The sequence below is a fragment of the Balneatrix alpica DSM 16621 genome, from assembly GCF_000619885.1.
GTDB classification, from domain to species: Bacteria; Pseudomonadota; Gammaproteobacteria; order Pseudomonadales; family Balneatricaceae; genus Balneatrix; species Balneatrix alpica.
This window is the reverse complement of record NZ_JHUZ01000011.1, coordinates 414,681-433,413: the sequence shown is the minus strand read 5'-3', so window position 1 is coordinate 433,413 and position 18,733 is coordinate 414,681. Positions and strand designations below refer to the sequence as shown.

Sequence of the window (18,733 nt, the reverse complement as noted above, 5' to 3'; positions counted from 1 at the left end):
ATGCTATGGGTTTCTGCCGAACAAGTAATCACCGCTACGCCCTGGGCGCCGTTAATTGAGGCATTGCAGCAGATCTTTCGCGATGGCTGCAGTATGCCCCAGCGCCTGCACTATGACGTCAAGGTGCCAGGTGGTAGCGATGCAACCCTGCTATTGATGCCAGCCTGGCAAGAGGGTGCCTTTATCGGGGTCAAGGTGGTATCAGTCTTCCCTGATAATGCGGAACGTGGTGAACCCGCCATCAACGGTCATTACCTGCTGAGTTGCGGTCAAACCGGTCAACTGCGAGCGTTGATTGATGGAGGGGAACTGACCGCCAGACGTACCGCCGCGGCCTCTGCTCTGGCGGCGCGCTATCTGGCCCGCGCCGATGCCGAAGAGTTGTTGATGGTGGGCACCGGACGTTTATCAATCAACCTGATTGAGGCGCACAGTGCAGTGCGGCCGTTAAAACGTATTCGTCTATGGGGGCGCAGTCTGGCCAAGAGCCAGCAGATGGCAGCGGAGCTGCGTGACCAGGGGGTGGCGGTGGAAGCGGTGGCAGATCTGGCCAGTGCCTGTGCCAGTGCTGACATCATCAGCTGCGCTACCCTGTCCGCCACCCCCCTGGTGCAGGGGCAATGGCTGAAGCCTGGCGCTCACCTGGATTTGGTCGGGGCCTATAAGCCCAATATGCGGGAAACCGATGATGAGTCGATCCGACGGGCTCAGGTGTTTGTGGATACCCGTGCTGGGGCCAGCAAAGAAGGCGGTGATATTGTCATCCCCCTGGCTACCGGTGTGTTGACGCCAGAAAGCATTCAGGCTGATCTGTACGAACTGTGCCGGGGCCAGCATCCGGGGCGTCAACATCCAGATCAAATCACCCTGTTTAAGTCGGTTGGCGCCTCACTGGAAGACCTTGCCGCCGCGGTACTGGTCTATCGCCAATTGACTGAGGGTAATCACCCCTAAACTAAGGATATCCCCATGAGCCTTCTCTGCAGCACTGACCGGCTAATCGTGCGTCAATTTAATCTGGACGATAGCGACTTTATTCTCCGCCTGCTTAATGACGAGAGTTTTATTCGCTATATCGCCGATAAAAAGGTGCGCAACCAAGAGGATGCCCAGCATTACCTGCGTAATGGGCCTCTGGCTAGCTATAGCCGTTATGGTTTTGGCCTGTGTTTGGTGCAGAGCAAGGCAGGGGGGATGCCAATGGGGATGTGCGGCATCTTAAAGCGGGATGAACTGGAGTGGCCCGACCTGGGCTATGCCTTTTTACCTGCATTTTGGCGGCAGGGCTATGCCTACGAAGCGGCTCAGGCCGTGCTACAGCACAGTCGCCAGCACTATCAACTTGAGCGGGTATTGGCCGTGACCCTGCCGGATAATGCCAGTTCCAACGGGCTGCTGCAGAAGTTGGGTTTTGTGCTGCAGGGGCAACAGGAGCTCTATGGTGCGATGAATAATCTGTATCAATATGAGAGCTGTCAGGCGCGCTGATCAGCTCCTTGTGAGCATTGGTGTGGGGCGTTGTGGCAACACTGTACCCAGCGTTAACCATGCTTCTTTTGCTTTGTATCAGCGCTGAACTTACCTGTGTCGGCTAGGCTGTGCCTGTTTCGCCAGCAATATCTCAGGAGCCTGTTGTGAGTCTGGAAGTCATCATTAGCATTGCGGTGGCCTTAACCCTGCTAGGGGTAATCGGAGTGAAGTGGATGATTGCCCGTATTTTCCATTTCAAAATGGATGAGAGTGCCATTTTGCAAGCGTTACAGCAGTCGACAGAGTCTAGCCTGTCGCTGGAGCAGCTGGAACAGGCCACCATGCTCTCAGCCCAACGAATTAGCCAGGTGTGTCAGCAAAGTACCCGTTTGCAATTAAGTGAGCAGGGTGTGCAATGCCTGGGGAGGTAACCCAGGCACTCTATCAGATGCTATGAATGGCCATATCAGGCGGGCAGCAAGTCGGCGAAGCAAAAGCCATCACGCTCGACGATTTCACCGGTACGAATCGGGATGGGCTGGTTAAACATCGGCCCAGCATAGGCAAAGCTATGGAATTCGCCATTCTCGCCACAGGGGTCGACCTGTTGCGGTAGATCCGCCAGGAAGGCCGCATCAAAATCACGGCCTACCATCTCGGCGCTGAGCTGGCGCGGGTCAACACAGGTTAAGCGGGCTTTTAAACCGCCAGCCTGCATGGTGCGGGCCAGGGCAGGGGTGGCTTGACCCCAGAGGGGGAACACCGGTGTCATGCCGGTGGGGGCCAGTTGGCTTTCCCGGTAGGCGCGTACATCCTGCAGAAATAAATCACCGAAGGCCATGTGGGTAATGCCCAGCTCCCGCGCCAGGTCGATAAAGGCACTCATGCGGGCGGCATAATCGGCATTGCTGCAGGGGTAGGGGATGTCGATCCAGTACAGCGGCAGGCCGGCGGCCGCAGCCTGGGCCTCCACCAATTCCTTGCGTACCCCGTGCATGGCTACCCGCTGAAACTCGGCATTGAGGGTGCAAAACAGCCCCTTTACCTGGTATTCGGGCTGTTGTTGCAGTTGATACAGTGCCCAGGCGCTGTCTTTGCCGCTGCTCCAGGACATCAGGGTAGGGTGAGCCATCGGGATTCCTTGTGACGATTAAGCATGCAGCGGCAGTCTACGGCTATTGACGTCAGGACGGAATCGCTAAAACCGCCGTCCAGCCATTAAAGGGGCTAGTAAAACAGCCAGGCCAGGTAGCCGGCACTGATCGCCATGCTGATTACCACCAACACAAAGGCGATTAACAGGGCGCGCTTAAACAGGTGGCTGAGCAGAATCAGCTCAGTCAGGCTGGCCCCGGCACTGCCAATAATCAGCGCCAGCAGCACCCCGGCCCCCACACCTTTGGCCAGCAGCGCTGAGGCCAGCGGAATCATCGCGGTGGCACTGATATAGAGTGGAATGCCGATCACCGCCGCCAACGGAATGGCCCAGGGGCTGTCGCTACCCGCCAGACTTTCGATCAGCTCACTGGGCACCAAGCCGTAAATCAGGCTGCCAATCAGAATGCTGATAAACAGCAGGGGGGCGAGCCTGCGCAGGTCGCGCCAGGCTTCCTGTAAGGCCGCCCTGAATTGAGAAGTGAAGAGTTTAGTGGTGAAGCCTTGAGGGGTGAGGCGCGGTAGCGCAGGTGCCGCGCCGCAACCTGTTGGTTGGCTAACCGGAGTCGTGCTGCTGCCACAGCTATGGCTGGCGCAGGTCGAGGCCGGCGCAGCCGCCTTGAGAAAGCGGGCAAAGCCAAGGCGCTGCAGTAGCCAGGCACTGAGCAGGGCGACCACCAGGGCGGAGCCGACATAGATGCTGGTCAGGGACAGACCAAAGGTCACCAGCAATAACACCACGAGAATGGGATTAACCAGCGGCGAGACCAGCAAAAACACCATCATCGGGCCAAAGCCGGCCTGGGCGCGGATCAAACCTTTGAGCATGGGAATGCTGGAGCAGCTGCAAAAGGGCGTAATGGCTCCCAGGGCGGCGGCCAGCCAATAGCTGCGGGCATGGTCAGCACTCAGCAGTTGCTGGATGCGTTGCGCGGGAAACTGGCGTTGCAGCACCCCCACTAGAGTACTGATCAGCAGAAACAGCAAGGGCAGTTCGATGGCGAGAAAGGCGAACATCTCCAGACTGCTACGAAGGTCAGGTTGCATGATTGATTCCTATATTTCTAGATTTATGGAAATAATCTAGCTTGAGCTTATTGCAATGGTCAATTAAATTTCTAGAAATTTAGAAATAACTTGATGGTCGCAACCCGCATTGGTGAAGCGACTGTAAGGAGGAGCAGCCAATGGAGTTAGAACAAGCCGCCGCCTGTTTGGCGGAGTTGGGTAATGCGCACCGTCTGGGCATTTACCGTTATCTGGTGAAAGCTGGGCCAGAGGGGGCGATGGTGGGGGACATTCAGCGAGCCTTGGCGATTCCGGGATCGACCCTATCCCACCACCTCAGCCGTATGGCCAATGTTGGCCTGATCCACCAGGACAAGCAGAGCCGTAGCATCTATTGCCAGCCTAATTACGCCAAGCTGGATGAGCTGATCGCCTTTTTGCAGGAGGAGTGCTGCCAGGGGCATTGCCAATAGGCGGCTCATACTCTTGATCACTTGTTTGACGGCGCCAGCCCTGCTAAGGTGGCCGCCGTTTTGGGGAGTAACCGGTCTGCAGACTTTGCAGGCGTCTGTATCAACATAATCGGCCCAGTGGCCGTGGTGCAGACAACCTCCACTGAGGTAGGTGAGACCAAGACAGGAAACAGTGACGGCTGAGCACTGTGAACCGCACACAAGACCAGAGAGTCTTGGCTGGGGTTCGTCCTGTCTTAGGTATTAACCACTCAGCCAGGAGTGAACCGTGACCCTGTCTCTCTTCTTAATCGCCCTGGCGATGTCGACCGATGCCTTTGCCGTGGCCCTGGCCAGGGGAACGGCCAGCCCTCATGTTTCCTTATCGATTGCCCTGCGTACCGGCCTGTTTTTTGGCGTGGTGGAAGGCCTGACGCCAGTTTTAGGCTGGCTACTGGGCTGGTTGGCCCTGCCCTGGATACAGGCCTGGGATCACTGGCTGGCATTTGCCCTGCTAGTTGGTCTGGGGCTGAAAATGCTCTATGAGGGTTGCCAACCCGCTGCACCGGTTGAAGCTCAGTCTCCCGCATTCTGGAGCTGGGGCTTATTGCTGACTGCCCTGGCTACCAGTATGGATGCCCTGGCGGTAGGCATCAGTTTTGCCCTGATGGAGGTGCCGATTGCCCTGGCTGCGCTGTTGATCGGTTTAGCCACCACCCTGATGGTCAGCCTGGGCATGTTGCTTGGCCAGCACCTGGGGGGCTGGCTTGGCAAAAAAGCGGAGTGCCTGGGTGGACTGATTTTGCTCGGCATCGGCGGCTGGATTCTCTATGAGCACCTTTTTGGTGCTGCGGCCATGCTGGCGCGCTGACAGGCGGTGCACGCCTTTAAGCCCCTTTTATGCAGTGACTGATGACGCGCCTTGCACCAGGCTAAGGCGTGTTACGGGCTGCTGGCGCACTCTTTTGGTGAGTTTTGCGGCGTTTTTATCCGCGTGGCTTAACTGAGATGTCTGTTTTATCCCTATTTTTAATTTAAATATTTGATTTATAAGGATTTTGTTGTTCTGGCACAGGCTTTGCTGAAGCTCGGTCGGGTGTGAAAGACGATGCGCCTGGTTCCCCTTACCCGAACTCAGAACTGAAGGAGTAGTACCCTATGAAGCCTGTGAAGTCCGCCAAACTTGCCCTGCTGGCTGCCGGTTTTTCCCTGACGTTAAGTGCCGCGGCGGTAGCGGAAGAGACCATCAAGGTCGGTATTCTGCACTCCCTGTCCGGCACCATGGCCATCTCTGAAACCACCCTGAAAGACACCATGCTGATGCTGATTGAAGAGCAGAACAAAAAGGGTGGTCTGCTCGGCAAAAAGCTGGAACCGGTGGTGGTTGACCCAGCCTCCAACTGGCCGCTGTTTGCGGAAAAAGCGCGGGAAATGATCTCCAAGGATAAGGTCTCCGCGGTGTTTGGCTGCTGGACCTCGGTTTCGCGCAAGTCGGTGCTGCCGGTGTTTGAAGAGCTGAACTCGCTGCTGTTCTACCCGGTGCAGTATGAAGGGGAAGAGTCCTCCAAAAACGTCTTTTACACTGGTGCCGCGCCTAACCAGCAGGCGGTGCCGGCGGTGGATTACCTGATGAATGAATTGGGGGTGGAGCGCTGGGTACTGGCGGGAACCGACTATGTCTATCCGCGCACCACCAACAAAATTCTCGAAGCCTACCTGAAAGCCAAAGGGGTGGCGGATGAGGATATCCTGATTAACTACACCCCCTTTGGTCACTCCGACTGGCAGAGCATCGTCGCGGATATCAAAAAGTTTGGCAGCGCGGGTAAGAAAACCGCGGTGGTCTCCACCATTAACGGTGATGCCAATGTGCCCTTCTACAAAGAACTGGGTAACCAGGGCATCAGTGCCGAGGATATTCCGGTGGTGGCCTTCTCCGTCGGTGAAGAAGAACTCTCTGGTATCGACACCAAGCCTCTGGTTGGCCACCTGGCGGCCTGGAACTACTTTATGAGCGTCGATGCCGAGGCCAACGATACCTTTATCCAGAGCTGGCAGGAGTTCATCAACAACGACAAGCGCGTTACCAATGATCCGATGGAGGCGCATTACATCGGCTTCAATATGTGGGTGGAGGCGGTGAAAAAAGCCGGCACCACAGATCCCGACAAGGTACAGCAAGCCATTATCGGCGTGACGGTGCCTAACCTCACCGGTGGTTACGCCACCATGATGCCTAACCACCACATCACCAAACCGGTGCTGATTGGCGAAATTCAGGACGATGGCCAGTTCCAGGTGGTATGGAACACCCCCAGTACGGTGATGGGGGATGCCTGGTCTGACTACCTGGAGGGGTCGAAAAACCTCACCGCCGATTGGACGGCACCCCTGATGTGCGGCAACTACAACACCCAGACCGGCAAGTGCTCCGGGCAAAACTTCTAATCTGAGCGGCTACACCCTGGTGCGAACACTGTACCAGGGTGTGTCTGTTTCGCCTTATCAGCAAGGAAGAATGGATGAAAGCATTGCTGCAACTAGGGCTGGCACTGGTACTGCTGCTCGGTGCCAGCCAGCCATTGCGTGCCGATCAGCAGGAGACCTGGCAACCGGCCTTAGCGGCTGCCCTGGCATTGCTGGAACAACGTGATTTTGAGCGTCTTGGCCAGGGGGTGGATGCCATCGCCGCCAGCGGCGCACCCCATAGCGAAACCCTGTTGACCGCCCTGTTAGAAGGGGAGCTGTATCACCGCAAGCAGGATGGTCGGGTGGTGTTTGGGCAAGGCAAGCAGGGCAGCGAGCTGCGGGTGGCCGATGCACTGGCACCCGAGCAGAGCCAGGTGCTGGGCAAGCGTGAGCTGAAAAAAATCGGCATCAACAACAGTCTGCGCTCGCGCATTCGGGCCCAGCGGGCGGCGCTAAATCTTCATCACCCCGCAGCGGAGGTGCGCGAGCAGGCAGTGCTGCGACTGATGGATAGCCTGGATGCCGACACCCGTACCCTGCTCAGTGAGCGTTATGCCAGTGAGAGCAGCCGCCGGGTGCAGCAGGCGATGCAGATGGTGCTGGCCTTAGCACAATTAGAGGAGGGTGATGACTTTGCCAGGCTGCAGGCGATTGGCCTGCTGCGTGAACATTATTATCCCCAGGTGCGGGCGGCGCTGGCCAAGCAGGCGGCGAATCCACAGGCCAGTGCGCAAGTACAGCAAGCCGCCGCCAGTGCCCTGACCGCGATTGAGCACAAGGCCGAGCTCTACGCCATGGGGGAAACCCTGTTCTTTGGCCTGAGCCTGGGCTCGGTGCTGGTGCTGGCGGCGATTGGTCTGGCCGTCACCTTTGGGGTGATGGGGGTGATCAATATGGCCCACGGTGAGCTGATGATGCTGGGGGCTTACACCACCTATGTGATTCAACAGCTGTTGCCGCAGGCGCTGGAATATTCCCTGTTGCTGGCCGTGCCCGCCGCCTTTGTGGTGGCGGCCCTGGTAGGGGTGGCGATTGAGCGTGGGGTGATACGTTTTCTCTATGGTCGCCCGCTGGAAACCCTCTTGGCCACCTTTGGTATCAGCCTGGTCTTGCAGCAACTGGTGCGGAGCATTTTCTCACCGCTGAATCGCTCGGTGGAAAGCCCCAGTTGGATGAGTGGCACCTGGGAGCTGAACCCGCTGTTTGCCCTGACCCTTAACCGCCTTTATATCCTCGCTTTCTGCCTACTGGTGTTCGCCTTGCTGTTCTGGGTGCTGCGCTATACCCGCCTCGGTCTGCAGGTGCGCGCCGTGTCGCAAAACCGGCAGATGGCGCGCGCCATGGGGATTCGCAGTGCGCGGGTAGACATGCTCACCTTTGCCCTGGGTTCCGGTATCGCTGGGGTGGCAGGGGTGGCCTTGTCACAGTTGACTAACGTTGGCCCCAATCTTGGCCAGGCCTATATCGTCGACTCCTTTATGGTGGTGGTGTTTGGCGGGGTCGGCAATCTGTGGGGCACCCTGGTGGCGGGACTGTCACTTGGGGTCGCCAACAAGGTGATGGAGCCCTATGCCGGTGCGGTGCTGGCGAAGATTCTGGTGCTGGTGTTCATCATCCTCTTTATTCAGAAACGCCCACGCGGACTCTTCCCGCAGAAGGGCCGGGCAGCGGAGGCCTAAGACGATGGCAGAGTCCATTCTCAATCCCAGTACCCGGCGCTTTCTCGGCCTGCTGGTGCTGATTACCCTGGCCGCGCTGGCGCTGCATGGCTTGATTCCGGCGGAGCATCCGCTGCATCTGTCCACCTACACCCTGACCCTATTGGGCAAATACCTGTGCTATGCCTTGCTGGCGTTGGCGGTGGATTTGGTCTGGGGCTATCTCGGCATCCTCAGCTTGGGGCACGGTGCTTTCTTTGCCCTGGGAGGCTATGCGATGGGCATGTACCTGATGCGCCAAATTGGTGAGCGGGGGGTCTATGGCCATCCGGAGCTGCCGGATTTTATGGTGTTCCTCAACTGGCAGGAGCTGCCGTGGTTTTGGTATGGTTTTGATCAGTTCTGGTTCGCCGCCTTGATGGTGGTGCTGGTACCGGGGCTGCTGGCCTTTGTGTTTGGCTATCTGGCCTTTCGCAGCCGGGTGACCGGCGTCTACCTGTCGATCATCACCCAGGCACTGACCTATGCCTTGATGCTGGCCTTCTTCCGCAATGAGATGGGCTTTGGCGGTAACAATGGCCTGACCGACTTTAAAGACATCCTCGGTTACAGCCTGCAGGAGAGCCGGGTCAAGCTGGCGCTTTTTGTCGCCTCGGCGCTGGCCTTGGGGCTGGGCTATCTGGCCTGCCGCTGGATTATCGCCTCACGCTTGGGGCGGGTCTGTGTGGCGGTGCGCGATAGCGAAAGCCGGGTGCGCTTTATCGGCTACCGGGTCGAGCATATCAAGCTGGCGGTGTTTGTCTTTTCCGCCATGTTGGCCGGGGTCGCCGGCGCCCTTTACGTACCCCAGGTGGGGATTATCAACCCGTCGGAATTTTCCCCGCTGAACTCCATCGAGATTGTGGTCTGGGTGGCAGTGGGGGGCCGTGCCACCCTCTATGGCGCGGTGGTGGGAGCGCTGCTGGTGAACTACGGCAAGAGCTACTTTACCGCTGCCCTGCCGGAGGTGTGGCTGTTTGCTTTGGGTGGGCTGTTTGTCCTGGTCACCCTGTTATTACCTAAGGGACTGGCGGGGGTGCCGCTACGCCAGAGTCTGGCGGCCCTGCGTTTTAACGGGAAGGAGGCCGGCGTATGACCAGCCTGACCCATTACCTGCGCGAGTATGGGCGTCGCGATCAGGTGTTTAGTTTTGTTCAGCCCCAGGCCAGCAGTCGTTTGGATGTCTCCAAGGGCTACATCCTCTATCTGGAAGGGTTGGAGGTGAGCTTCGATGGCTTCAAGGCGATCAACAACCTCAATCTCTACATCCGTGAAGGCGAGCTGCGCTGCATCATCGGCCCCAATGGTGCCGGTAAAACCACCATGATGGACATCATCACCGGCAAAACCCGGCCAGACAAAGGCCAAGCCTGGTTTGGTCAGCAGATCAATTTGCTGCAACTGAGCGAGCCGCAAATTGCCGAGGCCGGTATTGGCCGCAAGTTTCAGAAGCCCACGGTGTTTGAACCCCTGAGCGTGTGGGAAAACCTGGAGCTATCGATGGCGGGCAATAAGGGCGTCTGGGCAACCTTGAACGCGCGGATCAGCGCCGCCCAGCGTGAGCGGATGGAAGAGGTGCTGGAGCTAATCGGCCTGCAACAGGCACGTCAGCAACGGGCAGGGGCGCTATCCCACGGGCAGAAACAGTGGCTGGAGATCGGCATGTTGCTGATGCAAAACCCCAAGCTGCTACTGGTGGATGAGCCGGTGGCGGGCATGACCCACCAGGAGATGGATCGCACCGCCGAGCTGCTGCGCACCCTGGCGGGTCGGCATTCGGTGGTGGTGGTCGAGCACGATATGGACTTTGTCCGCTCCCTGCAGGCGCCGGTGACGGTGCTGCACCAGGGATCGGTATTGGCGGAAGGAAGTATGGATCAGGTGCAGGCGGACCCGCAGGTGCGCCAGGTTTATCTGGGGGAATAAGGGATGCTGGAAGTTAGCCAAGTTAATCAGTTTTACGGTGAAAGCCACACCCTGTGGGATCTGGATTTGAGCGTACCTAAGGGCAGTTGCAGTTGCCTGATGGGGCGCAATGGGGTGGGCAAAACCACCCTGCTGCAGGTGATTATGGGGCTGTTGCCCTTGGCCTCGGGTTCGATTCGTTTGGGCGAGCAGGAGTTAAGCCGCCTCAGTGCCGAGCAGCGTGCCCCTTTGGGGGTGGGCTATGTGCCCCAGGGGCGGCAGATTTTCCCTCTGCTGACGGTGGAGGAAAACCTGCAGATTGGCCTGCCGGCACGCCGTGATGGGGCCAAGCAGATTCCGGCGTTTATTTTTGAGCTGTTTCCGGTGCTGGATGCCATGCGCCAGCGCCGGGGCGGTGATCTGTCCGGTGGTCAGCAGCAACAGCTGGCGATTGGCCGCGCCTTGGTCACGGACCCGCAACTGCTGATTCTGGATGAACCTACCGAAGGCATTCAGCCCAATGTGGTGCAGGAGATTGGCGACATCATCCTCAAGCTCAATCGTGAGATGGGCCTGACGGTACTGCTGGTGGAGCAGAAGCTGCCCTTTGCCCGCCGTCTGGCGGACAACTTTACCCTGCTTGATCGTGGCCGCCGGGTCGCCAGTGGGCCGATGGCCGAGCTGGATGACGAGCTGGTGCGCGCCTATTTGAGTGTGTAAGGGGCCAAGATGAATCAGTTGGTAAGCTCTTTACTCAGGTGTCAGCCTCCCTCCGGCTATGGCGAGCAACGGCGCTGGCTGGCCCAGCTGCAACTGGCCTTTAGCCGCAGCGGTGCCCGTACCCGCTTAAGTCAGATGGACTTCTTTGGCCCCTTGCGGGTGCAGCGGCCCTTCTATCCGGAAGGGGATTACTGCCACCTGTATCTGCTCCATCCGCCGGGGGGGCTGGTATCAGGTGATCGCCTCAGCCTGCAATTGCAGTGGCAGCCCGGTGCCCAGGCGCTGCTCACCACCCCCTCGGCGGGCAAAATCTACAAGGCCGACTCGGCTGGCGGTGAACAGCACCAGCATATTCTGCTCAGGCTGGAGCAGGCGGAAGGGGAGTGGCTGCCCCAGGAGACCATTATTTTCCCCGGTGCCAACGGGGTGATGACAACCCGCATTGAGCTCCAGGGCGCCTGCAAATTTATCGGCTGGGAGCTGATTAGCCTGGGCCGTCCCGCCAATCAGGAGAGCTTCAGCCGTGGCCGCCTCAGCCAACGGCTGGAGCTGTGGCAGGATGGCCGACCACTGCTGCTGGAGCATCTACAGCTGGATGCGCGCAATCTGGCGGCCATGCAACGCAACCAAGCAGGGCTGGGGCAGCAACCCTTGCTCGGTACCCTGCTGGCGACGGGCTTTGCTGAGCGCCCCAGTGAGTTAATCGAGCTACTCCGCGCTGAGCTGGCCAGCGACTGCTGCGCCCTCAGTTATCGCCGCGGGGTGCTGTTGCTGCGCTATCGCGGTGGCTGTGCCGAACAGGCGCGCCAGCAGTTTATCCAGGCCTGGCAGCATATTCGCCCCCTGTTACTGGGGCGTGCCCCCTGTGCCCCCCGTATCTGGTCTACCTGAGAGGTCGTGATGGAACTCAGTCCAAGAGACAAAGACAAGCTATTGATTTTTACCGCGGCGCTGTTAGCCGAGCGGCGGCTGGCGCGGGGCCTCAGGCTCAATTATCCGGAAGCGGTGGCGCTGATCAGCGCCGCCATTATGGAAGGCGCGCGGGATGGCAAAAGCGTTGCCAGCCTGATGAGTGAAGGGCGGCACATCCTCAAGCGTGAACAGGTGATGGACGGCGTGGCCGAGCTGATTCCGGAGGTGCAGGTGGAGGCCACCTTCCCCGATGGCACCAAGCTTGTCACCGTGCACCAGCCCATTATTTAAGCCAAGGAGCGCCAGATGATTGCAGGTGAATATGCCCTGGCCGAGGGCGAGATCGAATTGAATGCCGGCCGGCCGACCCAGCGTATCCGTGTTGCTAATCTGGGGGATCGGCCGGTGCAGGTCGGCTCCCACTATCACTTTGCCGAGGTCAACCCGGCCTTGCAGTTTGATCGTGCCGCGGCCCGTGGCTGGCGGCTGAATATCCCGGCGGGGACGGCGGTACGTTTTGAGCCGGGTCAGCACCGCGAAGTGGAACTGGTGCCCTTTGCCGGACGCCAGCATGTTTACGGCTTCCGTGGCGAAGTGATGGGGCCGCTGCAGGAGGAATCCGCATGAAGATTAGCCGTCAGGCCTATGCCGATATGTTTGGCCCCACCGTTGGCGACCGGGTGCGTCTGGCCGACACCGAGTTGTGGATCGAGGTGGAACAGGATTTCACCCACTATGGCGATGAAGTCAAATTCGGCGGCGGCAAGGTCATCCGCGATGGCATGGGGCAGAGCCAGCTGGGCTGTGCCGAGGTGGTGGATACGGTGATTACCAATGCCCTGATCCTCGACCACTGGGGCATCGTCAAGGCCGATGTGGGGTTGAAGGCGGGCCGTATTCTGGCGATTGGCAAGGCCGGCAATCCGGATACCCAGCAGGGGGTGACCATTGCCGTTGGCCCCGGTACCGAAGTGATCGCCGCTGAAGGGCAAATCCTCACCCCTGGCGCGGTGGATGCCCATATTCACTTTATCTGCCCGCAGCAGGTGGAGGAGGCGCTGATGAGCGGCACCACCACCATGCTGGGTGGCGGCACTGGTCCCGCCACCGGTACTAATGCCACCACCTGTACCCCAGGGCCCTGGCACCTGGCCACCATGTTGCAGGCCACCGATAGCCTGCCGATGAACTTTGGCTTTCTCGGCAAGGGCAATGCCAGCCAGCCGCAGGCGCTGGAAGAGCAGCTCGAAGCCGGTGCCTTTGGCCTGAAACTGCACGAGGACTGGGGCACCACGCCGGCCTCCATCGACTGCTGCCTGTCGGTGGCGGAGCGATACGATGTGCAGATTGCCATCCATACCGACACCCTCAACGAGTCCGGTTTTGTCGAGGATACCCTGGCGGCGTTCAAGGGCCGCTGCATCCACACCTATCACACCGAGGGGGCCGGTGGCGGCCATGCGCCGGATATTATCAAGGCCTGCGGTGAACCCAATGTGCTGCCCTCCTCCACCAATCCGACCCGTCCCTATACGGTCAATACGGTGGATGAACACCTGGATATGCTGATGGTCTGCCATCACCTCGACCCGGCCATTCCGGAGGATGTGGCCTTTGCCGACTCCCGCATTCGCAAGGAAACCATCGCCGCCGAAGATATCCTCCATGACCTGGGGGCGCTGTCGATGATTGCCTCCGACAGCCAGGCCATGGGCAGGGTGGGGGAGGTGATCAGCCGCACCTGGCAAACCGCGCACAAGATGAAGGTGCAGCGTGGCTTACTGGCGGAGGATCAGGCCCGTGGCTGCGATAACTTCCGCGCCAAGCGCTATATCGCCAAATACAGCATCAACCCGGCGATTACCCACGGTATCGCCCATGAGGTGGGTTCGATTGAGGTGGGCAAGCTGGCGGATCTGGTGCTGTGGAAACCGGCCTTTTTCGGTATCAAGCCCTCGCTGATCATCAAAGGTGGTGCCATTGCCGCCGCGCCGATGGGTGATCCCAATGCTTCTATTCCCACCCCGCAACCGGTGCATTACCGCTTTATGTTTGGCGCCTATGGTCAGGCCAGTGCCGCTACCAGTCTGACCTTTGTCTCCCAGGCGGCACTGGCGGCGGGGCTGCGCCAACGCCTGGGATTGGCGCGCCAGCTCAGTGCCTGCCAGGGCATTCGTCAGCTGAGCAAGGCCGATATGGTGCATAACGCCTACCTGCCCAAGCTGGAGGTGGACCCGCAAACCTATGAGGTGCGCTGTGATGGCCAGTTACTGCACTGCGAACCTCTGGCCGAGCTGCCGCTGGCCCAGCGTTACAGCCTGTTTTAATGCCCGCAAGAGAAGAAGGAATGCCCATGCTTGAACTGACCGACAACCTGCAGCCTGCCGCTGATCAGCCGCAAGATGAGTTGACCCTGAGCTTTGAACAACGGCAGAAAGCCCGCTTTCGTGCCCTCACCGATGCGGGGCGTGATGTGGGGGTATTTGTGCGCCGTGGCCAGGTATTGCAGGAAGGCACCTTGCTGGCCAGCAGTGAAGGGGTGCTGGTGCGGGTCAAAGCCCAGGTCGAACCCCTATGTGAAGCCCGCTGTGAGGATTGGCTCAGCTTTGCCAAGGCCTGTTACCACCTCGGCAATCGCCATGTGCCCCTGCAAGTGGGGGAGCGCTGGCTGCGCTTCCAGCCCGATCATGTGCTGGAGGACATGCTGCTCCAGCTTGGCCTGCAACTGAGCCGGGTGCAGGCCCCCTTTAATCCGGAGCGGGGTGCCTACCAGGGGGCCGCTCACAGCCACGGACATCAGCATGGCTGAGCCCGCCGCCGATTTTGGCATGCTCTACCTGGCCAGTCCGGCCCTGCCGATTGGCGGCTTTGCCTACTCCACTGGCCTGGAGTCCGCTATTGAAAGGGGGTGGGTCAGCGATGCCGCCAGCCTGCAAGCCTGGGTGGAGCTGGTGATTAGCCAGAGCCTGGTGCGCCTCGACTTGCCCCTGCTGCAGCGTTTTTACCAGGCCTGGCAGAGGCAGGATCAGCAGGCCCTGCAGCGTTGGAATGATTACCTGCTGGCCAGCCGTGAAACCCAGGAACTGGAGTTTGAAGACCTGCAACAGGGCTTGGCGCTGCAGCGTTTGCTGCGCTCCTTGCCGGTGTCGCTGGAGGGCGCTCCCGCTGACCCGAGTTTGTTGCTGATGTTTAGCCGTGCTGCTCTGCATCTTGGCCTGAGTGCGCGCCAGGGGGCCCAGGCCTGGCTGTGGAGCTGGCTGGAGAATCAGGTGGCGGTGGCGAGTAAAACCATTCCCCTTGGCCAAACCCAGGCGCAGCAGGTGCTGATGGCACTGTTGCCACAATTGGCAAACTGGCTAGAGCAGGCAGCGGCGCTGGAGGATGAGCACTTGGGTGGCAGTTTACCGGGGGTGGTGATGGCCTCCAGCTGGCATGAGACCCAGTATTCCCGACTATTTCGTAGTTAATGTTGCAACCCAGCGCAGGCGATGACTGGCGCTGGCAAGGAGAATCATGATGAATCAAGCCTGTTTGCGGGTCGGTGTCGGTGGCCCGGTGGGGTCCGGCAAAACCGCGCTGTTGCGCCAGCTCTGCCTGGCCCTGCGTGAGCACTACAATCTGGCGGTGGTCACCAACGATATCTACACCAAGGAAGATGCCGAGTTTCTGCTGCGTCATCAGGCCCTGGAGATGGATCGTATTATCGGAGTGGAAACCGGCGGTTGCCCCCATACCGCGATCCGTGAGGATGCCTCGATGAACCTGGCGGCGGTGGAAGAACTGCAACAGCGCCACCCCGGACTGGAACTGGTGCTGGTGGAAAGCGGCGGCGATAACCTCTCCGCCACCTTTAGTCCGGAGCTGTCGGATTTAACCCTCTATGTGATCGATGTCTGCGCCGGTGACAAAATCCCGCGCAAGGGCGGCCCCGGCATCACCAAATCAGACCTGCTGATCATCAACAAGACCGATCTGGCGCCGATGGTGAATGCCTCGCTGGAGGTGATGGAGCGTGATGCCAAACGGATGCGCGGCGACAAGCCTTTTGTCTTCACCAATTTGATTCGGGGTGACGGTTTGGCCCAGGTGATTGCGTTTATTGTCGAGCAGGGCATGTTGGCCAAGCGTCAGGTGCAAGTGAGCGTGCAGCCTGCGTTGGCTATTCCCGCCATGGCCCAGGCATTGGTGTAACTGACAGGAGTCTTATGATGGGTACTGTTTTGCGTTCGTTGTTCGTGGCCACTGCCACGCTGTTATCCACCCCGGCCCTGGCCCATTCCGGCCATGAAGTCAGTGGTTTGTTAGCCGGGGTGATGCACCCGTTGCTGGGCTGGGATCACCTGCTGGTGATGCTGGCCGTTGGGGTATGGGCGGTGCGCCAGCCCCATGCGGATGCGTTGGCGCTGCCCTTCACCTTTGTGTTGATGATGGTGGCGGGTGCCTTGAGCGCCATGGCCGGTTGGCAGCTGCCCGCCACTGAGGTGCTGATTGCCGTTTCGGTGATTGCCTTGGGTGGGGTGCTGGTGTGGGCGCCGCAATTATCCTTCAGCCTGACCCTGACGGTGGTAGCGAGCTTTGCCTTCTTTCATGGCCAGGCCCATGGTGCGGAGTTGCCCCAGGCCGCCAGCGCCGGGCTCTATGTGTTGGGCTTTGCCCTGATGACGTTATTGCTGCACCTGGGGGGCATGGCCCTGGCGGGGCGGTTGCAGGAGCGCCTGTGGCCCTGGCTGGGTCTGGGAATGAGCGGTGCCGGAGTGTTGGCGCTGTTGTAATGCGCTGATTGTTGTTGGCAGTGGCGCTGTTGTTAATACGCTGTTAGCAAGTGAGTAAAGGTTTGGCGGCGTTATTCGGTAACGGGTCGGTTAGTGCACTAACCGACCCGTTGTTTGTTGAGATTCCTGGCGATATGACTGTAAGAAGTCATGATTGTGTTTATATAAAATTGTGCTGAATTAGGATTTTTGCATTAATAGCGGGCCCAGGTTGTTCTTAGACTCATCAGTTGTTGGGTAAGGAAGTGGCTAAGCATGAAAAAACGATTGGGCATTAAAGTAAGCGGCCGGCTATGAAAACAAGCAGACTGTCTAAGCTGGCACTTTATCTGATTTCGCTGATTTTTCTGGGGCTGTCGGTCGTCTCGCTTAATGGCTATTACCGCAATGCTCATCTGCTGTCCGCCCATATTCAAACCAATGCCTGGTCTCTCGCCCAGCTGCAGTTGGATCACCGTAAGTTCGTCTATAACCTGCGCCTCTATGCTGAAGGGGTGATTGAGCAGCGCGAGTTGCTGCTGAGCTACGACCTGCTCTGGAATCGTCTATCTGTTTTCTTAAAGGGTAGAGAAACCAAAGAGCTTAGGCGCCGCTTTGGTGCAGAAGAACTGGCTCAACAGCTTTGGCAGCAACTCCAGGCGGCTGAACCCCAAATTCTGAACAGTCAATCGCAGGATGCTGTCGTGATGACAATGTTCGAGGAGTTTGAAGCCTTTCAAGCGCCTATCCATGAGCTGATGCTGCTTAATTTTACCGGGCCTGAGGCCTCAAAACAGTTAGATGGGATTAAAGCCAGTCAGCGACAGCTTTCGATTAACCTGACCGGTTTGGTGATCAGTGGTTGGTTGCTAGTGCTTTATCTCTGGCGCCAGTCCAGGCGTTATAACGCGTTGGCGATGCAGGATTCGCTAACCGGCCTCTTAAATCGTAGTGCTTTCCAAAAGAACCTGCGCAGTGAGTATAAGCCGCGGGCATTGGTGTTGATTGATTTGAACCATTTCCGCCAAGTCAACGATGCGCTAGGTCAAGCGGAGGGGGATGAGTTACTACGTCAGGTGGCACAAGTTTTGCGCCGTAGCTTGGCTAAAGATGCACTGATTGCTCGCTTAGATAGTGATGTCTTTGCCTTATTGTTTAAGCAGCAGAGTAAACGGGCCCAGGTGCTGGTGTGGTTGCGTGCGGTGCAAAGGCAGCTGGTATTTGAATATAAAGCCCAGGATCGGGTGATTTGGGTCGATGCCGGGATAGGGGTGACCTTTATTGGTGAAGCGCAATCTGTGGATCCGGACTTGCTGTTTGATGAGGCTAGTTTGGCGCTGGCTGAAGCTAAGCGTAAGGATCACGCCGACTCGTTGGTGATTTTTGAGGGCTGGATGAGGGAGCAGGAAAGTCGCCGCCGTAACCTCTTGCTGCGTTTGCAACGGGTTCTTAAAGAAAGGTTGGTGGAGGGACCGCTACGTTTGGTGTACCAGCCGATTTATCAGTTGCGCGATGGACGCTTACTGGGAGCGGAGGCACTGGTACGCTGGCAAGATCCGGACTATGGCGCCATCGCCCCCCTGGAGCTGGTGGCTTTGATGGAAAATAATGGCCTAGGAAAGGCCTTTGGTGAGTGGTTATTTGCTCGCCTGAAACATGATCTCAGTCGGCAACAGCTGTACTGGCCGTCGGGAGTGACGGTGGCATTAAACCTGTCGACCAGCCTCTTTAATGAAGACTTGGCCACTTGGGTGCAACAGCAGGCTCAGCAAGCAGGCTTAGCACCGGAGCAGTTGGTGCTGGAAGTGACCGAAGATATCGCCATGATCGACTTTGCCCGTTCCAAAGCGATCATTGCCAGTGTGAAAGCCTGTGGGGTCACCATTGCTCTGGATGATTTTGGTACCGGCTATTCCTCTTTGTCTTACCTGCGTGAGTTGAAGGTCGATAAGCTGAAAATCGACAAGAGCTTCATCCGTCACCTGCATGAAAATGAAGACCAACGCATGTTTGTCACCAGCATTGTCAGCCTGGCTCATTACCTCGGTTTGGAGGTGGTGGCAGAGGGTATTGAAACGGTAGACGAAGAAAAGGTAGCCACTGAGCTGGGGTGTGATCAGGGCCAGGGCTACCTCTACGCCAAACCCCTAGAGGTTGAGGCAATGGTGGCACTATTACAGCGTAGCCAATAATG

At 58.5% G+C, this 18,733-nt stretch carries 21 protein-coding genes and 1 riboswitch; of the genes, 19 read left to right on the top strand and 2 right to left on the bottom strand.

The genetic code is table 11. The annotated features are described in order from the left end of the window. From Q334_RS0106020 to Q334_RS0106010, 3 genes are all read left to right on the top strand, one after another. Positions 1-954: a bifunctional Delta(1)-pyrroline-2-carboxylate/Delta(1)-piperideine-2-carboxylate reductase gene (locus tag Q334_RS0106020; protein WP_027312422.1), complete on the top strand. Its 954-nt coding sequence runs from the start codon at positions 1-3 to the stop codon at positions 952-954. A 15-nt stretch (positions 955-969) separates the two neighbouring features. Then, complete coding sequence (locus Q334_RS0106015) at positions 970-1,488, top strand: GNAT family N-acetyltransferase (protein WP_027312421.1); 519 nt, start codon at positions 970-972, stop codon at positions 1,486-1,488. 146 nt (positions 1,489-1,634) lie between these two features. Beyond that, positions 1,635-1,901, top strand: a complete 267-nt coding sequence (locus tag Q334_RS0106010; RefSeq protein ID WP_027312420.1) for a hypothetical protein — start codon at positions 1,635-1,637, stop codon at positions 1,899-1,901. Positions 1,902-1,936: 35 nt separating this feature from the next. Here the strand turns inward: Q334_RS0106010 and Q334_RS0106005 are convergent, their stop codons facing one another. Next, entirely contained in the window at positions 1,937-2,602 is a 666-nt protein-coding gene (locus Q334_RS0106005) for a Dph6-related ATP pyrophosphatase (RefSeq protein WP_027312419.1), read from the bottom strand. A 95-nt stretch (positions 2,603-2,697) separates the two neighbouring features. Then, the gene (locus Q334_RS0106000; RefSeq protein WP_027312418.1) at positions 2,698-3,672 is read right to left on the bottom strand and encodes a permease; all 975 of its coding nucleotides are present in this window, start codon (positions 3,670-3,672) and stop codon (positions 2,698-2,700) included. A gap of 140 nt (positions 3,673-3,812) precedes the next feature. Here Q334_RS0106000 and Q334_RS0105995 point away from each other — a divergent pair, with 140 nt between their 5' ends. The 16 genes from Q334_RS0105995 (at position 3,813) to Q334_RS0105920 (ending at position 18,731) form a co-directional block, all read left to right on the top strand. After that, positions 3,813-4,106, top strand: a complete 294-nt coding sequence (locus Q334_RS0105995; protein ID WP_027312417.1) for an ArsR/SmtB family transcription factor — start codon at positions 3,813-3,815, stop codon at positions 4,104-4,106. A 55-nt stretch (positions 4,107-4,161) separates the two neighbouring features. Beyond that, positions 4,162-4,255: riboswitch (yybP-ykoY riboswitch) on the top strand. Between the two features lie 119 nt (positions 4,256-4,374). Next, entirely contained in the window at positions 4,375-4,956 is a 582-nt protein-coding gene (locus Q334_RS0105990) for a manganese efflux pump MntP (RefSeq protein WP_027312416.1), read from the top strand. A 287-nt stretch (positions 4,957-5,243) separates the two neighbouring features. Continuing rightward, positions 5,244-6,533, top strand: a complete 1,290-nt coding sequence (gene urtA, locus Q334_RS0105985) for an urea ABC transporter substrate-binding protein (protein WP_027312415.1) — start codon at positions 5,244-5,246, stop codon at positions 6,531-6,533. A 74-nt stretch (positions 6,534-6,607) separates the two neighbouring features. Then, positions 6,608-8,233: an urea ABC transporter permease subunit UrtB gene (gene urtB / locus Q334_RS0105980; RefSeq protein ID WP_027312414.1), complete on the top strand. Its 1,626-nt coding sequence runs from the start codon at positions 6,608-6,610 to the stop codon at positions 8,231-8,233. A gap of 4 nt (positions 8,234-8,237) precedes the next feature. After that, complete coding sequence (gene urtC / locus Q334_RS0105975) at positions 8,238-9,347, top strand: urea ABC transporter permease subunit UrtC (RefSeq protein ID WP_035460872.1); 1,110 nt, start codon at positions 8,238-8,240, stop codon at positions 9,345-9,347. Continuing rightward, the gene (urtD, locus tag Q334_RS0105970; protein WP_027312412.1) at positions 9,344-10,177 is read left to right on the top strand and encodes an urea ABC transporter ATP-binding protein UrtD; all 834 of its coding nucleotides are present in this window, start codon (positions 9,344-9,346) and stop codon (positions 10,175-10,177) included. The genes urtC and urtD overlap by 4 nt, the downstream gene beginning before the upstream one ends. A 3-nt stretch (positions 10,178-10,180) precedes the next feature. Further along, positions 10,181-10,876: an urea ABC transporter ATP-binding subunit UrtE gene (urtE, locus tag Q334_RS0105965; protein ID WP_027312411.1), complete on the top strand. Its 696-nt coding sequence runs from the start codon at positions 10,181-10,183 to the stop codon at positions 10,874-10,876. A 9-nt stretch (positions 10,877-10,885) separates the two neighbouring features. Further along, positions 10,886-11,767, top strand: a complete 882-nt coding sequence (locus Q334_RS0105960; protein WP_035460870.1) for an urease accessory protein UreD — start codon at positions 10,886-10,888, stop codon at positions 11,765-11,767. A gap of 9 nt (positions 11,768-11,776) precedes the next feature. Continuing rightward, positions 11,777-12,079 carry an urease subunit gamma gene (locus tag Q334_RS0105955; RefSeq protein WP_027312409.1) on the top strand — a complete coding sequence of 101 codons (303 nt, stop codon included), beginning with the start codon at positions 11,777-11,779 and terminating at the stop codon, positions 12,077-12,079. Between the two features lie 15 nt (positions 12,080-12,094). Next, the gene (locus Q334_RS0105950) at positions 12,095-12,415 is read left to right on the top strand and encodes an urease subunit beta (protein WP_027312408.1); all 321 of its coding nucleotides are present in this window, start codon (positions 12,095-12,097) and stop codon (positions 12,413-12,415) included. Then, the gene (gene ureC, locus Q334_RS0105945; RefSeq protein WP_027312407.1) at positions 12,412-14,115 is read left to right on the top strand and encodes an urease subunit alpha; all 1,704 of its coding nucleotides are present in this window, start codon (positions 12,412-12,414) and stop codon (positions 14,113-14,115) included. Before Q334_RS0105950 ends, ureC begins: the two co-directional genes overlap by 4 nt. 26 nt (positions 14,116-14,141) lie before the next feature. After that, positions 14,142-14,597 carry an urease accessory protein UreE gene (gene ureE, locus Q334_RS0105940; protein ID WP_027312406.1) on the top strand — a complete coding sequence of 152 codons (456 nt, stop codon included), beginning with the start codon at positions 14,142-14,144 and terminating at the stop codon, positions 14,595-14,597. Next, a complete protein-coding gene (locus tag Q334_RS0105935; RefSeq protein ID WP_027312405.1) occupies positions 14,590-15,255 on the top strand; it encodes an urease accessory protein UreF in 666 nt (221 codons plus the stop codon). Before ureE ends, Q334_RS0105935 begins: the two co-directional genes overlap by 8 nt. Positions 15,256-15,304: 49 nt before the next feature. Further along, entirely contained in the window at positions 15,305-15,979 is a 675-nt protein-coding gene (gene ureG, locus Q334_RS0105930) for an urease accessory protein UreG (protein ID WP_027312404.1), read from the top strand. 17 nt (positions 15,980-15,996) lie between these two features. Further along, positions 15,997-16,560, top strand: coding sequence for a HupE/UreJ family protein (locus Q334_RS0105925; protein ID WP_051527557.1), 564 nt, complete (start codon positions 15,997-15,999; stop codon positions 16,558-16,560). Positions 16,561-16,853: 293 nt separating this feature from the next. Continuing rightward, positions 16,854-18,731: a putative bifunctional diguanylate cyclase/phosphodiesterase gene (locus Q334_RS0105920; protein ID WP_027312402.1), complete on the top strand. Its 1,878-nt coding sequence runs from the start codon at positions 16,854-16,856 to the stop codon at positions 18,729-18,731. Positions 18,732-18,733 lie beyond the last annotated feature (2 nt).